The following is a 17,197-nucleotide window of genomic DNA, read 5'->3' on the forward strand; positions in this document are numbered from 1 at the left end:
TACTTAATTATTAGTAACATTTTTAAAGTATGCTATTCAAAAGTATAGCTCAAACACAGTTACAAAATTAAAATCATATATAATCAATTATTTTAATCAATAAACGTTTTTTTTAATGGCTAATTTAAAGTTATCTTATCTTATGAGATAACACTATAAAAGAGAGGTGATAATTATGGCACGACGTGGTGGAATGACTACAGAAATACAACAGGCATTAAAGGGTATGGATTACCCTGCAAGTAAACAAGAGTTAATGCAACAGGCCCAAAAGAATAATGCAAGTCAAAATGTTATGCAAGCCATAGAAAATCTACCCGAACAAAAATTTAACTCACCTACTGATGTTCAAAAAGCATGGGGACAAGAAAAGAGATAAAATGTGGGATTAATTCCCACAATTCCTACTTTTCTTATTTTATATTCTAAAATAAATCATTAATGATTTAATTATTTTAAATTATTTAATATTAAATTTCATTTTTTAAATCAAGTTAAAATACACCACAATTGATTGAGGATCTGCTCGTTTAATACATGTTAAAATTTATACCCCCTTATAAAAAAAGAGACAGTTAATAGTTTTGCAAAATTTAATAATAAAAATGAAATCCGATGAGTATTTTTATTAAGTACAAAAGCGAACAATACTTTTATTAAATAAATTTCCCTTACGGGAAAAACAGCAGGTCTTCAATGTTCTCATATATAAACTTTGTATAAAAAAATAAATAGAAAAGTTTATCTGTATCATTGATAGACCTACACCCATATACATAAAAATCATTCATCACACATGTGAAAGGTGATCTAATGGCAGAAGAAAAAAAAGTAGAAACTAGTGAAGAACCTAGAATAGGTGTATACGTTTGTCACTGTGGTATCAACATCGGTGGTGTTGTTGACGTAGTGGCAGTTAGAGATTATGCAGCCACACTTCCAAACGTTGTTGTAGCTGAAGAGTACAAATATTTCTGTTCAGACCCAGGTCAGGAAAAAATCCAGAAGGATATTAAAGAAAAGGGCTTAAACAGAGTAGTAGTAGCAGCATGTTCACCAAGGCTCCACGAGCCAACATTCAGAAGATGTGTATCAGAAGCAGGATTAAACCCATTTTTATTTGAATTCGCGAACTTAAGAGAACACGATTCATGGGTACACATGGATGAACCTGAAGCAGCAACTGAAAAAGCAAAAGACTTAACAAGAATGGCAGTTGCAAAAGCAAGGTTATTAGAACCTCTAGAAGCTGAAACAGTTAGCGTTACAAATACCGCTATGGTTATCGGTGGAGGAGTTGCAGGTATTCAGTCAGCTCTCGATTTAGCTGACATGGGATTCAAAACTTACTTGGTCGAAAAGAACCCAACCATTGGGGGAAGAATGGCCCAGTTAGATAAAACATTCCCAACTCTCGATTGTTCAATGTGTATTCTCGCACCTAAAATGGTAGATGCAGGAAAACACGAAAATATTGAATTATTAGCTTACTCAGAAGTTAAAGATGTAGAAGGATACATCGGTAACTTCAAAGTAACCGTAGAAAGAAAACCAAGATACGTAGACGAAGATCTCTGTGTAGGATGCGGGTCATGTGTAGACGTCTGCCCAATAGAAATACCAAACTACTTCGACGAAGGAATTGGTATGGTTAAAGCGGCATACATTCCATTCCCACAAGCAGTACCTCTCCTCGCTACAATCGACAAAGATTATTGTATCGAATGTGGTCTCTGTGACCAGATATGTGAAAGAGGAGCAGTTCAGCACGATCAGGTAGCTGAAGAAGTTGAACTTGACATAGGTACAATCATCGTTGCAACCGGTTACGACCAGTTCGACGCAAATGAAAAACTTGAATACGGATATGCAGACAACGCAAACGTTATCACAGGATTAGAAATCGAAAGGATGATTAACGCATCAGGACCAACAGAAGGTCACGTATTAAAACCATCTGACGGTAAACACCCAAAAAGCGTTGCATTCATATTATGTGTTGGTTCAAGGGACGAAAAAGTCGGTAACGAATACTGTTCAAGAGTTTGCTGTATGCACTCCATGAAAAACGCTCAGCTCGTTAAAGACCACGAACCTGACACTGAAGTCACTATCTATTACATGGATATAAGGGCATTCGGTAAAGGATTTGAAGAGTTCTACAAACGGTCACAAGAAAAATACGGTATTAAATTTATCAGAGGCCGGCCAGCAGCAATTCTCGGAAACCCTGACCAGACCCTTACAGTAAGGGCAGAAGACAGCTTACTTGGAAGAGTAACTGAATACAACTATGATATGGTTGTACTCGCAGCTGGACTCGTACCACCAGCAGGTGCTAACGAATTAAGACAGACCATTGGGCTCTCCAAGAGTGCAGACGGTTTCTTAATGGAAGCTCACCCAAAACTCAGGCCTGTAGACACACTTACTGAAGGTGTATTCCTTGCAGGTGTAGCACAAGGACCAAAAGATATTCCTGACTCCGTAGCACAAGCATCAGGTGCTGCAGCAAGAGCAGCAATTCCAATGGTTAAAGGTGAAGTGGAAATTGAACCAATTACTGCATACACCGATGAAGACGTATGTGGTGCATGTGCAGTTTGTGTAGAACTCTGTCCATACGGAGCTCTAGCAATAGACGAAGGCCATGCAACTGTTAACATAGCTCTCTGCCACGGATGTGGAACATGCGCTGCAGCATGTCCATCTGGAGCAATGGACCAGAGCCACTTCAAGACTGACCAGATTATGGCTCAGATTGAAGCTGCAATGGGCGGAACCGGAGCACAATCCAAATAGATTAAGGAAATTATTCCTTATCTTTTATTTTTATTTTACAACTATTTCTAACTAATTAACTGTTTTAACTACTTATTTTAGCTTTATAATAGTTTTAGCGCGTTTAATGAAAGAATTTTAATTATAATCATTTTAATGTCCTGTTGACATATACTTAAAGCGTTGGATGCAACTTAAATATGTTTCAAAGCGTTTAAAACTCTTCATTTTTAGCCAGATGTTTTAAAATGATTATTTTAACTAATCAACTGATTTATTTCCAAAAAGGATATATTAATAATATACAAATTAAAGATCAAAATGTATTAAATTACAGTTTATTTTTAAGAATTTTGTAAGGATGGGAGTTTAAAATGGACTACAATGAACTTGGAAATAAATTAAAGGAAATCTTGAAATTAAAAAATGATCCAGTTGCCATAAAATGGTCTGTAAAAGAACCAAGAGATATTGAAAAGGAAGAAGGTAAATCTAGATTTTCTACCAAACTTACGAAAATCGTAGATTTTCGTGCCAACGAAACCATCGGTTTCGTGGCCCCAAACCTTTGCATTTGAGGGCTCCAAAAATTCTATGAATTTTTGAGAGCTAGACAAAGCTATGCACGGCGAAACTTTCTATGCAACTGCTGAAGAAGAGGAATGTATGGGTGGTGCAAGATATTCGGGACTTAAAGACCCAAAGGAATTCCCTGCAAACATGCAAAGTGGTGCATTTTTAGTTCCAATGGGAGTTTACAAGAATATACCTGCAGTTCAACGTTCGTGGAAAAATAATTTGAATGTAGAATGCGGGATTTTTAACGCCGTTATCTTTGCCCCCCCCCCCTTGTAAATGCAGAATTTGAACTGACGTGATATTTGTAGTCTGCAATGCAAAACAGGGGATGGAAATACTCCATGCAAATGCGTATGATTCGGGTGCACATGGCTTAGGTGCTGATTCAGGACCAATATGCAGCTCAATGGCCGCAGTTCCTTATATGACTGGAAAGGTCACCTACGGTTTTGGAGATGTGGGTTCCAGACAGCATATGGATATTAACCCAGAAGATATTATGGTTGCTATTCCTGCAAGTGAATTTTCCCGTATAATATCCAACTTAGAAGAAATGAGAACCAAAAAATTCTTTAAGGAAAGGTGATATTAATTTATTCGCTCATGTCCAAGTCTGTGTACATTTATAATTCATGCTATAACTGGTTAATTTAAATTAAAAATTTCAAGATGTCAACCCATTTGTTTTGTGAACATTCAAAACATGAGCGAATTTATTTTACATTCTTAATTTATCCAGACACTTTTAATTTTGCAGAATTCAGTTTTTTAAGAAAAATCATAGAACTATTTCAATAAAAATCAGAATTTTCAGTGATTAAGTAGTCATTTTTGAAAGTATTTATACTCATTTATTTTATACATAGTTATGTAAAGCTACTTAATTTACATTTACTCGGAGGCAATCAATGTTTAAAGATGAAAAATGTACTCCCGATGTCAAAAACGGAGGACAATTAATGTACGAAAATCAAAAATATGCTCTTAAAATCAAAGAAGTTACTAAAGAACATCATAGATGGATGGAAAATAGTATAAACTTAATTGCAAGTGAAAATATAACCAGTATAGACGTAAGGGAAGCTCTAGCATCAGACCTATCCCACAGATATGCGGAAGGTTTACCATGTGAAAGGCTCTATGAAGGCTGTGAATACATAGACATAATTGAAAACTTAACAATTGACCTATCCAAAAAACTGTTTAATGCTGAACATGCTAATGTACAGCCAAATTCAGGGGTCGTTGCAAACTTAGCCTCATTTTTTGCCCTTACAAATTATAATGACCTCCTTATGGCATTAAATGTGCCTGTAGGTGGCCATATAAGCCATGCAGAAGTCAGTGCAGCCGGAATAAGGGGTTTAAGAATCAAATCACACCCATTCAACAGCGAAACAATGAACATCGATGCCGATGCTATGAAAAAAGAAATTATAAAAAACAAGCCCAAAATGGTTCTTCTTGGCGGTAGTTTATTCTTATTCCCTCACCCTGTAGAAGATGCACGTGAAGCAGCAGACGAAGTAGGTGCAAAAGTTATGTACGACGGAGCACATGTACTCGGTCTTATAGCTGGTGGCCAATTCCAGGACCCTCTTAAAGAAGGAGCTGATATTCTTGCTGGAAGTACCCACAAGACCTTCCCCGGTCCTCAAGGTGGTATGATCCTCTGCAAAGAAGACATAAAAGATAAAATAGACACAGCTGTATTCCCTGGAGTTGTAAGTAACCATCACCTTCACCATGTAGCTGCATTAGGTATTAGTTTAGCAGAAATGCTTGAGTTCGGTGAAGATTATGCAAAACAGATAATTAAAAACGCTAAAGCTCTTGCACAGAGCCTTTATGAACTTGGCTTTGATGTTCTCTGTGAAGACCTAGGATTTACAGAATCTCACCAGGTAGCTATGGATGTTAAGAAAGTAGGCAGTGCAGCTAAAATGGCAAAAGACATGGAAGCTAACAACATCATCCTTAACAAGAACTTACTCCCATGGGACGACCGTAAACGGACCGATGATCCATCCGGCATAAGGGTTGGTACACAGGAAATAACCCGCCGTGGATTAAAAGAAGCTCAAATGGAAGAAGTTGCAGAGTTCATCAAAAAAGTAGCCATGGAAGGTAAAGACGTTAAAGCGGAAGTTACAGAGTTCATGAACCAGTACAACACTGTACACTACTGTTTCAGAGAAGATTTAGCTTATAAATACATTGATTTCTAATTCAACTACTCCCCAAATCTTTTATTTTTCGGCGCGCCAAACACGAAGTGTTTGAGGGCTTTTTTCATAAAAAAAGCCGTCAAAAAATCTTCGATTTTTTGGGCCGCGAATCGAAGATTCGCCGGGATTGATCAAAAAAATCCCTCGAAAATCTTAGCTTGCAAAATTTTTAATTTTGCAGCCCCAAAATTCTACGAATTTTGAGGGATTTTCGGGGCATGTGAAAATTTTCAATTTTCACGGTTGCGAAATTTCATTTCGCAAACATCAAAAACCTTTGTTTTTTGAAGGCCTCGCGAAAAAACTCTGTTTTTTCGCTGCGGTAGAAAGAAATCAACTATTTATTCCCTTTTTTAATATTTCATTAATTAAAAACAATCAAAATTAGAAATCAATATCTTTCTATTTTTTTAACTTTTCAATACTATTTCTATCAATTTTAAAGGCGAAATCAAATTCTCGATTATCTATCTAATTTTATAAATACCACTTTTCTCATATATTGAACAAATTAAAGTTTACAATTTTAATACATTTACGAGGAGATTGAATGAAAATAGCCTTTGGAATTACAGGAGCAGGTCACTTACTTTCAGACAGTGTTGAATTAGTGGAACAGTTAATGACAAAGCATGATGTAACTGTTTTACTTTCAAGTGCAGGAGAAGAAGTTCTCAAGATGTACGGACTTTACGAAAGAATAGAAACAATAACAGGCGGATATTACAACGAATTAATCCGGGAAAAAGACCAGAGATTCAGTTATCCTATAACCGGACGATTTTCACTGGGGAAATATGATCTTCTCATTGTATCCCCTGCAACTTCAAATACCATTGGAAAAATTGTAAGTGGTATTGCAGATTCACTGGTTACAAATGCAGTCGCACAATCTGGAAAAGGCGGAGTTAAAACATGCATAATCCCAGTAGATCTTGAATCAGGGGATGTTGAAACCGTACTGCCATCCAAACTTGAATTAGATACATGTCAAAAATGTGAGCCATGTGCCGCTGCAGCCGCTTGTCCAGGCAATGCAATAACTCCAGGGGTTGAAATAGATCTCCTTAAATGTGAAGGCTGCGGTGCATGTGCAGCAGCATGCCCATTTTCAGCGATTTCTGCCGGGAAAATAATCACCATCCACATGAGGGAAATTGATATTGAAAACACCAAAAAACTCTATGAATTTGAAGGTATTGAAGTTTTAGAACATCCTTCTAATTTAAAAAATCTTTTTTAAACAGAAAGTAAAAATAATAAGTCCACTAAACCTTTATTTTTCCTACAGGATTTAATAAAGAACCATTCAGATTAAAAATATTAATTTTTATTACATTTCTTTTCCAAATATTACAACATATGGAACGCTCACACCCCGAATGTTGTGCAAACAATATCGCTTCATTTTCGTGTGTCACTGTTAATTAAATTGCATTTTTTTAAGATAAATCCCCTATAATCAATTAAACTACAATTTAACATAAAGTATAACTAATGCACAGGATCATGGACATGTAAAAATCGCAATTTTTACGGTCACCAAAACCTTCGAAAACTGTTAAATCTTCGATTTGACGTATCGAAAATTGTAAATTTTCGAATGCTTTGTTTTCGAGGTTCCAAAAATCTCCGATTTTTGAAGACTGTCGGTTTTTGTGAACATGAGCGTTAGAAACTTTTAAGAGGGTATCAATATGGCAGATCAAAACCATCTGGAAAAGTATCGTGAAAAAAGAGATTTTGAAAACACTCCTGAACCATTTACAAGTGAAAAAGTTTCAGATAAGCCAAGATTTGTAGTACAAAAACATGATGCAAGTAAACTCCATTATGATTTCAGGTTGGAAGTTAACGGTGTTTTAAAGTCCTGGGCAATTCCCAAGGGACCTTCTACAGATCCCAGTCAAAAAAGGCTTGCAGTCCCAACAGAAGACCATCCCTTGGACTATATTGATTTTGAGGGAGTTATTCCTGAGGGAAACTACGGCGCAGGCACTGTAATTGTCTGGGACACTGGCACTTATCACAACTTAAATGAAAAAAATGGCCACAAAATCAATATGGAAGAATCTATCAACAAGGGACACGTGGATATCTGGCTTGAAGGCCATAAACTTAAAGGGGGCTATGCCCTTATACGTACAGGAAAAGGAAACCGGAAATTCTGGCTTCTTTTGAAAAAGAAAGATGAAAAAGCAGATAAAAATAAAGACATCCTGATTGATCAGCCAGAATCTGTATTAAGCAGACGTACCATCGATGAGATCATATGAAAAATACGGCAAAAATGAATAAGTTTTTAAAAGTTTAAAAACAAATATGATAGCTAGGAGGTAGTGCATTGGCCGAATCAGAAAATAGAGATTTAAATTATCTTATTGGTGAACTGGAAAATGGTGATTGGAGAAGAAGAGAAGATGCTGTAGAACTTCTTGCAGAATTAGCAGAACCCAAGGCTGTAGATCCTTTAATTAAAGCATTGAAAGATGAAGACTGTCATGTTAGAGAAGCTGCCGCTTTATCGCTTGGTATTTTCGAAGATAAAAAGGTTATTGCTCCACTAATTGAAGCACTGCATGATGAAAGGGCAAGTGTTCGATATGCTGCCGCAGTTGGCCTTTCTGGAGCTGGAGATAAGAGCGCTATAAATCCACTTGAAAAAGCGTCTAATGATGAAAATCCTGTGGTAAAAAAAGTTGCTCAGATGGCTCTAAATTCAATAAAAGAAAGACAATAGAACCACCATATTACTTATTTTTAAATTTATTTATTTAGCATTTTCACACGTAAAATCTAATTCATCCCCTATTTCCGTACCTGATGACTCAATAGTGCCTTTTTCCATTTCTATGACATATTTTGCAGGATTTTTAGGAGTATAAGTTTTCCATGGATCAATTGAAATTATATCAACTACTTTTTTATCAACATCTGCAAAAATGATATCCAGAGGAAACCTTACAAAAAACATGTGAATAGCTGAACCACTTCGACTTCTACTACTTGGAAGCTTTAAAATTAGTCCACGTTTAAGTTCCTTTTTGAACATTGTTCCCCTTAATCTTGAGAAGAATGTATCTGCAATTTCGCTTTCGCCAAGTACAGTAGATTTAGTTCTGTTCATTACTATAAGATGTTTACTATTTGGATAATTCTGCATTTTAAAGCCTCTTTTTATAAATTAAAATTATATGCACATTTTCAATAATCATATGACATTTAACATAAGTATTAAATTTTTTAGATTATCTTACTCTATTCTTTATTAGTAGGGTAAGAATATATTTAAATATCTTAAAAAATAAGAACATATGAGATCACGGTTACTTTGACTTTACATTTTATGACGTATTTGTATAATTAAAAGGGAGGACATTTATGAAAAAAAATATTTTCATTGAAAAGCTCATTCAAAAACCAATTGAACAGCAAGAAATAGAGATAGTAGAAAGAAAAGGTATAGGACACCCCGATAGTATCAGTGACGGAATAGCAGAATCCGTAAGCAGAGCTTTATGCAATGCATATATCGAGCAGTTCGGAGAAATAATGCACCATAACACTGATGAAGTTCAAATTACAGCAGGAGAATCAGACCCAGTATTTGGCGGCGGAGATATAATCAAACCTATGGACATTCTCCTTACAGGAAGAGGAATAGCCGAATTCCATAATGAAAAAAATGGAAAATTAGAAATAAAGAAAATGGGCCTTGACAGAATAGCCATAGCTGCTGCAAAAGAATACTTACGAGAAAATATCATAAACCTCGATGTCGAAACTGCCACAGTCGTAGAATGTAAAATAGGACACGGATCAGGCGATTTAACAGACGTATTTAAAAGAAAAGGAGAAGCACCTTCATCTAACGATACATCATTTGGTGTAGGTTACGCGCCATTTTCAGAAACAGAGAATATAGTACTCGCTACAGAAAATATGCTAAACTCCCGAGACTTTAAAAAGAAATATCCTCAAGTAGGTGAAGATATTAAGGTTATGGGACTTAGAGACGATAACCATATCGTGCTTACAGTTGCTTCAGCCATGGTTTCAAAATATGTTAATGATCTTGACCATTATATCGATGTAAAAGCAAAAGTACACGATGAAGTACAGAAACTTGCCGAAAAGTACACAGAAAGAAATGTAGAAGTTTATATAAACACTGCAGACATTCATGACCCAGAAAATCCTTCAGTTTATCTGACTGTTACTGGAACTTCCGCAGAAATGGGTGACGACGGTTCTGTAGGACGTGGAAACCGTGCAAACGGGTTAATAACACCAAACAGACCTATGTCCATGGAAGCAACTTCCGGAAAGAACCCAATAAACCACGTTGGTAAAATATACAACCTTTTATCAAATAAAATTGCAAATGATATAACTGAAGAAGTTGAAGGGGTAAAACAGGTACATATAATGCTTTTAAGCCAGATAGGAAAACCAATTAACCTTCCAAAGGCTGCAAGTGTCCAAATGATTCTGGAAAATGGATACCAGCTTGAAAATGTTAACAAGCAGGTAGAAGAAGTCACAGATTACTGGTTAGAAAATATAACAAGCATAACTGACATGCTTGTAGCTGGTAAAATCAGGACTTTCTAAGCAAATTTTAAGTGAAAAGGTATATACAATGTATGATGCTTGAATATGCCCCTTAATCTCTTTTTTTTAGCGAATAAGTTTTATATAACTTATATTTTAAATATAATTAGCATAATTTCTAGTAATAGAAAATTCATTTTATAAATATGTAAAGTTATAGCGTATAGACCAAATATAAAGCTTCTATAATACATTTAACCTTTTAAATAAGTCTATTTCTATTGAAATAGTTTAATATATACATTTAGCACATCATGAAAGTTAATTTCTTATAAATTTAAAATAAGTAAATATTTATATTTACTTAGTACAATATTACCCCGTGTGAACTTGATAAGATTAAAAGGGGTGAAAAATTGAAAAGGCAACTATTAATTTTAATTATTTTTTCTATATTAGCCTTGATAACGTGTGAAACAGCTTCAGCATCACCCGATTTAGCGGTAACTTCTGTAAATGTGACAAGTAATGTTTCACCAGGCAGTACAGTAACAATAAATGATACTGTGACTAATCAAGGTGATCAAGCAGCAGATGGATTCACTGTAGGCTATTACATACAGGATGAATATGCTGTAGTTAAAAAACCTGCTAGTCAGCGTAATGCATCTATTTATGGAGATAAAGTAGTCTGGTCTGATTACAGATATGATCGGCAGGAAAGTGATCTTTACTATAAAAATATTACAGGTACAGAAGACGGAGTTATTTATACTCCAGGTGATCAACTTAATCCTGCAATTTATGGAGATGTAATTGTATGGCAGGAAAATTTGTCCTGGTTAGGTAATTCTCATTGGCAAATTCTGGGTTATAATATTCCAGGTAGAGATGATCCAATTAATGATAGTATATACCTATTATACAACACAACTTCTGATCAGATCAATCCATCAATATATCAGGATAAAATAGTCTGGCAGCAGCAGAGATCAGACGGAAGCTGGGACATATATTTATATGACTTCCCAATCACAGACGATATCGCGATGCCCAAAGAGAAATGGATTACGCGAATAACTAAAGACGGTGCTAATCACATTAATCCGTATGTTAATGGAAATTACATTGTATGGCAGCAAGATAATGGAGACGGCATCTGGAATATATACACATATGATCTTTCTACAGGAGATATAAATCGAGTATGTCAATCTTCAGAAAACCAGACTAATCCTGCGCTTTATGGAGATAACGTTGTCTGGCAGCAGTATAACACAACCAGTAAAAACTGGGACATATACATGTATGATCTTTCCGCAGATGAAGAAACCCAAATAACCCATAATACATCCAACCATATTAATCCTGCAATTTACGGGGATAAGATAGTGTGGCAGGACAACAGGAACGGGAACTGGGACATATACATGTACGATTTAACTCTTGGAATTGAAAGGCAGTTAACTATAGACAAAGGGAACCAGATAAACCCTGCAATATATGATAATAAAGTTGTTTGGACTGATGATAGAAACAGTAATGAAGACATCTACATGACAGATGACCTCACATTAGCACCAGAATATACTCGTTACGTTTCAGGTCTAGCAGCAGGAAAATCAGATAGTGCACTGACAAATATAACTTTACCATCGGATTTAAAAGCAAACGTCAATTATTACATACTAGTTATGGCAGATGCAGCGTACGATAACAGCGTTTCTGAATCTAACGAAAATAATAATATAAAATTCAGCGGTGCAATGATTGTACCTGATGCCGACCTCACAATGCCTTCAGTATCTGGGCCTGCTACAGCTCAAACAGGCGGATCAATGGTAGTAGTAAATACTGTGAAAAATATAGGGACCAAAAACTCAAATCCATTCCATGTCTATTTCTATCTCTCAAAAGACGGCACTACATTAAATACCAAGATTGGATCTAGATTTGTTTCAGGAGGTCTCAAAGCAGGTGCATCAAACACTGCATACACAAATCTTACAATTCCATCCAATATCTTTGGAAGCTATTATATTGTAGCAGTAGTTGATCCTCTAAATAAAACATGTGAAACAAATAAATTAAACAATATTGTGGCTTCTTCAACCACTACAAATATATGTGCTCCAGATCTTGTTATTACATCAATAAGCACAGGAACAACCACATACAAAAGAGGAGACAAAATAACCATCCAAAACACAGTAAAAAACCAGGGAAGCTCCACATCAAAAGGTTTCTATGTTAACTTCTATCTCTCAAATGACAGCACTATTACCACATCTGACACCTACCTAGGACAAAGATACATATCAGGAGGTCTCAACGCGGGCATATCAAATACAGAATACACAAACTTTACAATCCCATATGATGCGTCTGGAAATTACTATATCGGGGCGATAGTTGACTCAACTAACACCGTATTTGAATCAGACGAATCAAACAATATAAAAGCATTCTCAACTACCATAGAGGTATGTTCACCTGATCTTGTTATTACATCAATAAGCACCGGGACAACCACATACAAAAGAGGAGACAAAATAACCATCCAAAACACAGTGAAAAACCAGGGGAAAATTGCATCAGGAGGATTTTATGTCAATTTCTATCTCTCAAATGACAGCAACATTACCACATCTGACACCTACCTAGGACAAAGATATATATCAGGTCTCAATGCAGGTGCATCAAATACAACAACCACAAGCTTTACAGTCCCATCCAGCCTATCTGGAAACTATTATATTGGGGCGATAGTTGACTCAACCAACGCAGTTTTTGAATCAGACGAATCAAACAATATAGCGACCTATTCAAACACTATAAATGTAGTCCTTCCTGATCTTGTAGCTTCATCAGTAAGTGCAGGATCAACTTCGTACAGAAGAGGCAGCAAAATGACTATTAAAAACACAGTGAAAAACCAGGGAAAAGTTTCATCCGGAGGATTTTATGTCAAAATTTACATCTACCGAAGCTATAAAGGCAAAATAACTTCCATATACCTTGGTAGACGATACATTAGCTCACTTAAAGCAGGGGCATCAAATACAGCGTACACTAAATTAACTATACCTTCAACTATAGCAAAAGGACTTTACTACTGCAAGATGGTAGTCGATACAGAAAACAAGGTATCAGAGTCCAGCAAATCAAACAATGTGATTAGCAGCGGAACATGGGTGAATATATTTTAAATCAGGGATCTCAAGCTAGCTTGAGAAGAGGGGCAAATACCTCCCTCTAAATTCTTTATTATATCCCCAATATTTTAATTTTTAAAATAACATATCTTAAAACTAAATTTAAACTTTTTTTAAAGGCAAATATAAAAAAGTAGTACATAATTACAAATAAATTTTAAGTTTAAGCTAAAAAGTTTCAGTATAATACCTATGTCTCTAGAGACATAGGTAAATTACTTAATTAATGGCCATCCACTCAATCTTCCCAAAATGAGAGTGGCAATTCATCCTTTTTTATAACTTATTAATAAGGTTTTCGGTAAAATTATAATTTTATAATAATTGACGCCCCATTTGAGAGTTCAAACAAGAGGGTGAGCGGGGCGCCATAATTAGTATAGTGATATTGTATAAAAATTAGTAGGTGTAACATCCCCCCGGAGGCGATACGATCAGTATTAAAAATAGTATCGTTGTAATAGGGGATGCACTACTAGTTAAGATTAAAGGTATTTATATCTTTTTCTATTTCGCAAAAAAATACTATTACCTCAAAAAATATGCGTTAACTTTTAAATATCTGCGAATCAGATATAGATCAAGAATAAATTAATGAAAAAAATGTAATGAAGCACAGAAATTTTTACAAAAAAGCTGATTCTTATATTTAATTTATAAATACCCTAAGGAGAATGAAAATGCCAATAAAAGAGGCCAAGAGATCATACGATACAAAGCTTATAGAAAAAGATATTCAAAAGTTTTGGAATGAAAACAGTATATATCAAAAAACAGACAAATTAAGAGAGAATAGTCCTAAATTTTCATTTTTAGACGGCCCTCCTTATTGTAGTGGTAAAATACACCTGGGAACTGCATGGAATAAAACCATAAAAGACACTTTTTTGCGCTTTAAAAGCATGTCAGGTTTCAACCTGCGGAGACAAGCTGGATGGGATACTCATGGACTTCCTATAGAACACAAAGTAGAAGGGTTACTCGGTTTAAAAAGTAAAAAGGAAATTGAAACTAAAATAGGAATTGCCAATTTTGTAGAAAAATGTAAAGAATTTGCAATCGAAAATAAAGCCCTCATGACCGATCAGTTTAAAATGCTGGGTATATGGATGGACTGGAATAATCCTTATGTTACTTTTGATACTAAATACATGGAATCCTGCTGGTGGACCCTAAAGAAAGCAAACGAAAAAGAACTTCTTATAAACGATCTCAGAGTTATAACATGGTGCCCCCGATGTGAAACAGCACTTGCACTTGCAGAAATCGATTATGAAAATAAAGAAGACCCTTCAATTTATGTTAAATTCCCATTAAAAGAGTCTGAAAACGGTAATGAATACATACTTGTATGGACAACAACACCATGGACCCTTCCTGCTAACATGGCAGTATGTGTACATCCTGATTTTGATTATGCTTATGTTAATGTTAACGGCGAAGTTTATATAATGGCAGAAGCCCTTGTTAGCTCTTTATTCGAAGATCAAGATTATGAAATTCTTAAAACAGTGAAAGGTAGTGATCTTGAGGGCCTTGAATATCAACACCCACTTATAGATGAAATACCTGTTCAAAAAGAATTTACGCATAAAATACTTCCAGGAGAACATGTAACTTTAACAGAAGGTACTGGTTGTGTTCATACCGCTCCAGGACATGGTCCAGACGACTTTGATATTGGTAAAAAATACGGTTTACCAATATTCTGTCCAGTAGATGAGGCAGGACTATTTAAAAAAGAAGCTGGAAAATATGAAGGCGAATTCGTAAAAGAAGCCGATCCTTACATCATAACTGATTTAGATGTACACGGTTTACTCTTTAAAGAAGGCATAATTGACCACAGGTACGGGTTCTGCTGGAGATGTAAAACTCCTATTATATACCTTGCAACACAGCAGTGGTTCCTTAAAGTTACAGACATTAAAGACAAAATGTTATCCGAGTTAGACCATGTTGAATGGGTTCCAGAATGGGCTGGTGAAAGCAGGTTCCGTAACTGGGTTGAAAATGCAAGAGACTGGACAATATCAAGGCAGAGATACTGGGGAATTCCAATTCCAATCTGGAGATGTGAAGACTGTGGAGAAATAACCGTTATAGGATCCATCGACGAGTTAAAAGAGAAAACAGTTAAAGGAACTCTCGAAGGAGATTTCATACACAGACCGTATGTTGATGAAATTACAATCCAGTGTGAATGTGGGGGAGACATGAACCGTGTCCCTGACGTTTTAGACGTGTGGATAGACTCAGGAGTAGCAGGATGGGCAGCTCTGCACTATCCCGAAGAAAAAGAAATGTTTGATGAATGGTTCCCTTACGATTTCATAACAGAAGGACATGATCAAACTAGAGGATGGTTCTATTCACAATTAGGGTGCGGAGTAATATCTTTTGACAAAGCACCATATAAAAAAGTTTTAATGCACGGATTTACCCTCGATGAAGAGGGAAGAAAGATGAGTAAATCCCTCGGAAACGTAGTAGCGCCAGAAGAAGTCATTGAACAGTACGGAGCAGATATACTAAGATTTTATCTACTCTGGGGAAATAAACCATGGGAAGACCTGAAATTCACATGGGATGAGATTAAAAACGTCCAGAAAATGTTCAATATTCTCTGGAATGTTTATGTATTTTCAACTACCTACATGGCAATAGACAATTTCAACCCAACACTGTACACTGAAAAAGATCTTAAATTAAGAGATGAGGACAGATGGATAACTTCACGTGCTAATTCTCTTGCAAAAGAAGTAACAGAAGCTTTAGATTCATTATATCTCCATAAAGCTACAAGGGCTATAAATCATTTCATACTGGAAGATTTGAGCAGATGGTATGTTAGACTCATAAGAGGACGTACATGGGTTGAAAAAGAAGATCCTGATAAATTAGGAGCTTACTTTACACTATATAACGCCTTAAAACTTCTAATTAAAACAATGGCCCCAATAACTCCCCACATTACCGAAGAGATTTACCAGAATCTCATAAAAGGAGTGGAAGAAGATGCTCCTGAAAGTATACATATGGAAGACTGGGAATTCAATGAAGACTTGATTGATACAGAATTAGAAGAAAATATGGATATCGTCAGAGATATCATCGAAGCATGTGCAAGAGGAAGAGATGTTGCAAGATACAAACTTAGATGGCCCGTAAGCGAAATTGTAGTTGTTTCTGAGGACAAAAAAGTTTTAAGCGCAGTTGAATCACTTAAAGCTGTCATAATGGAACAGGCCAATACAAAAGAGATCATAGCAACAGATGAATTTGAAAACCTCAAGATAATTGCAAAACCTAATTTAAAGACCCTTGGACCAAGACTCAGAGGCGATGCACCAAAAGTAATGAAACATCTTACAGAAGCCGACGGATCAGAGATAAAAGCAGTCTTAGATGCTGAAGAAAGTTATTCTGTTGAAGTTGATGACAGAACCATAGAACTTGGTGTTGACGATATTTTATTTGAAACTGAACTTCCAGAAAATCTTGTAAGTGCAGATTTCGATTCTGGAAATGTATTCATAAACACAGAAGTCACTGAAGAAATATTATCCGAAGCAATGTCCAGAGAACTTATAAGAAGAGTTCAAGACATGCGAAAAGACCTTGACTTAGATGTTGAAGCCAATATTCAGGTATTTGTAGAGTGTGATGAAGGTTTCAAAGAATTAATTAAACCATTCTTTGACTTTATTTCCAATGAGGTACGTGCTGAACAGCTGAGTTTTGAGGCACAGGAAGGAGATTATACAAAAGAGTGGAAGATTGAGGATGAAAACCTTAAAATAACTATCAAAAAAACATAATAAAATATTAAAGTGTTTT

General features: G+C 35.7%; 10 protein-coding genes and 1 pseudogene. 10 read left to right on the forward strand and 1 reads right to left on the reverse strand.

Annotated elements, in window-relative coordinates; all coding sequences use genetic code 11:
* Positions 1-175: 175 nt before the first annotated feature.
* The 7 genes and pseudogenes from AAGU07_RS08495 (at position 176) to AAGU07_RS08525 (ending at position 8,328) form a co-directional block, all read left to right on the forward strand.
* Positions 176-379 carry a DUF2795 domain-containing protein gene (locus tag AAGU07_RS08495; RefSeq protein ID WP_342458679.1) on the forward strand — a complete coding sequence of 68 codons (204 nt, stop codon included), beginning with the start codon at positions 176-178 and terminating at the stop codon, positions 377-379.
* 434 nt (positions 380-813) lie between these two features.
* Entirely contained in the window at positions 814-2,802 is a 1,989-nt protein-coding gene (locus AAGU07_RS08500) for a CoB--CoM heterodisulfide reductase iron-sulfur subunit A family protein (RefSeq protein ID WP_342458680.1), read from the forward strand.
* Between the two features lie 353 nt (positions 2,803-3,155).
* Positions 3,156-3,946, forward strand: a pseudogene (locus tag AAGU07_RS08505) (DUF169 domain-containing protein).
* A gap of 373 nt (positions 3,947-4,319) precedes the next feature.
* Entirely contained in the window at positions 4,320-5,588 is a 1,269-nt protein-coding gene (glyA, locus tag AAGU07_RS08510; RefSeq protein WP_342459361.1) for a serine hydroxymethyltransferase, read from the forward strand.
* Positions 5,589-6,138: 550 nt separating this feature from the next.
* Complete coding sequence (locus AAGU07_RS08515) at positions 6,139-6,831, forward strand: dihydromethanopterin reductase (acceptor) (RefSeq protein WP_342458681.1); 693 nt, start codon at positions 6,139-6,141, stop codon at positions 6,829-6,831.
* Positions 6,832-7,285: 454 nt separating this feature from the next.
* Complete coding sequence (locus AAGU07_RS08520; protein ID WP_342458682.1) at positions 7,286-7,864, forward strand: DNA polymerase ligase N-terminal domain-containing protein; 579 nt, start codon at positions 7,286-7,288, stop codon at positions 7,862-7,864.
* Positions 7,865-7,932: 68 nt separating this feature from the next.
* The gene (locus AAGU07_RS08525) at positions 7,933-8,328 is read left to right on the forward strand and encodes a HEAT repeat domain-containing protein (protein ID WP_342458683.1); all 396 of its coding nucleotides are present in this window, start codon (positions 7,933-7,935) and stop codon (positions 8,326-8,328) included.
* 30 nt (positions 8,329-8,358) lie between these two features.
* Here the strand turns inward: AAGU07_RS08525 and AAGU07_RS08530 are convergent, their stop codons facing one another.
* The gene (locus AAGU07_RS08530; RefSeq protein ID WP_342458684.1) at positions 8,359-8,751 is read right to left on the reverse strand and encodes a DUF192 domain-containing protein; all 393 of its coding nucleotides are present in this window, start codon (positions 8,749-8,751) and stop codon (positions 8,359-8,361) included.
* A 218-nt stretch (positions 8,752-8,969) separates the two neighbouring features.
* Between AAGU07_RS08530 and AAGU07_RS08535 the strand changes: the two genes are divergently transcribed.
* From AAGU07_RS08535 to ileS, 3 genes are all read left to right on the forward strand, one after another.
* Positions 8,970-10,202, forward strand: a complete 1,233-nt coding sequence (locus AAGU07_RS08535; protein ID WP_342458685.1) for a methionine adenosyltransferase — start codon at positions 8,970-8,972, stop codon at positions 10,200-10,202.
* A 356-nt stretch (positions 10,203-10,558) separates the two neighbouring features.
* A complete protein-coding gene (locus AAGU07_RS08540) occupies positions 10,559-13,351 on the forward strand; it encodes a CARDB domain-containing protein (RefSeq protein ID WP_342458686.1) in 2,793 nt (930 codons plus the stop codon).
* Between the two features lie 686 nt (positions 13,352-14,037).
* A complete protein-coding gene (gene ileS / locus AAGU07_RS08545) occupies positions 14,038-17,178 on the forward strand; it encodes an isoleucine--tRNA ligase (RefSeq protein WP_342458687.1) in 3,141 nt (1,046 codons plus the stop codon).
* Positions 17,179-17,197 lie beyond the last annotated feature (19 nt).

This window comes from Methanobacterium sp., assembly GCF_038562635.1.
Classification (GTDB): domain Archaea; phylum Methanobacteriota; class Methanobacteria; order Methanobacteriales; family Methanobacteriaceae; genus Methanobacterium_D.

Coding starts and splice junctions, on each gene's coding strand:
- ileS (WP_342458687.1), top strand. CDS start 14,038: ATGCCAATAAAAGAGGCCAAGAGATCATACGATACAAAGCTTATAGAA.
- AAGU07_RS08520 (WP_342458682.1), top strand. CDS start 7,286: ATGGCAGATCAAAACCATCTGGAAAAGTATCGTGAAAAAAGAGATTTT.
- AAGU07_RS08530 (WP_342458684.1), bottom strand. CDS start 8,751: ATGCAGAATTATCCAAATAGTAAACATCTTATAGTAATGAACAGAACT.
- AAGU07_RS08495 (WP_342458679.1), top strand. CDS start 176: ATGGCACGACGTGGTGGAATGACTACAGAAATACAACAGGCATTAAAG.
- AAGU07_RS08515 (WP_342458681.1), top strand. CDS start 6,139: ATGAAAATAGCCTTTGGAATTACAGGAGCAGGTCACTTACTTTCAGAC.
- AAGU07_RS08500 (WP_342458680.1), top strand. CDS start 814: ATGGCAGAAGAAAAAAAAGTAGAAACTAGTGAAGAACCTAGAATAGGT.
- glyA (WP_342459361.1), top strand. CDS start 4,320: ATGTACGAAAATCAAAAATATGCTCTTAAAATCAAAGAAGTTACTAAA.
- AAGU07_RS08535 (WP_342458685.1), top strand. CDS start 8,970: ATGAAAAAAAATATTTTCATTGAAAAGCTCATTCAAAAACCAATTGAA.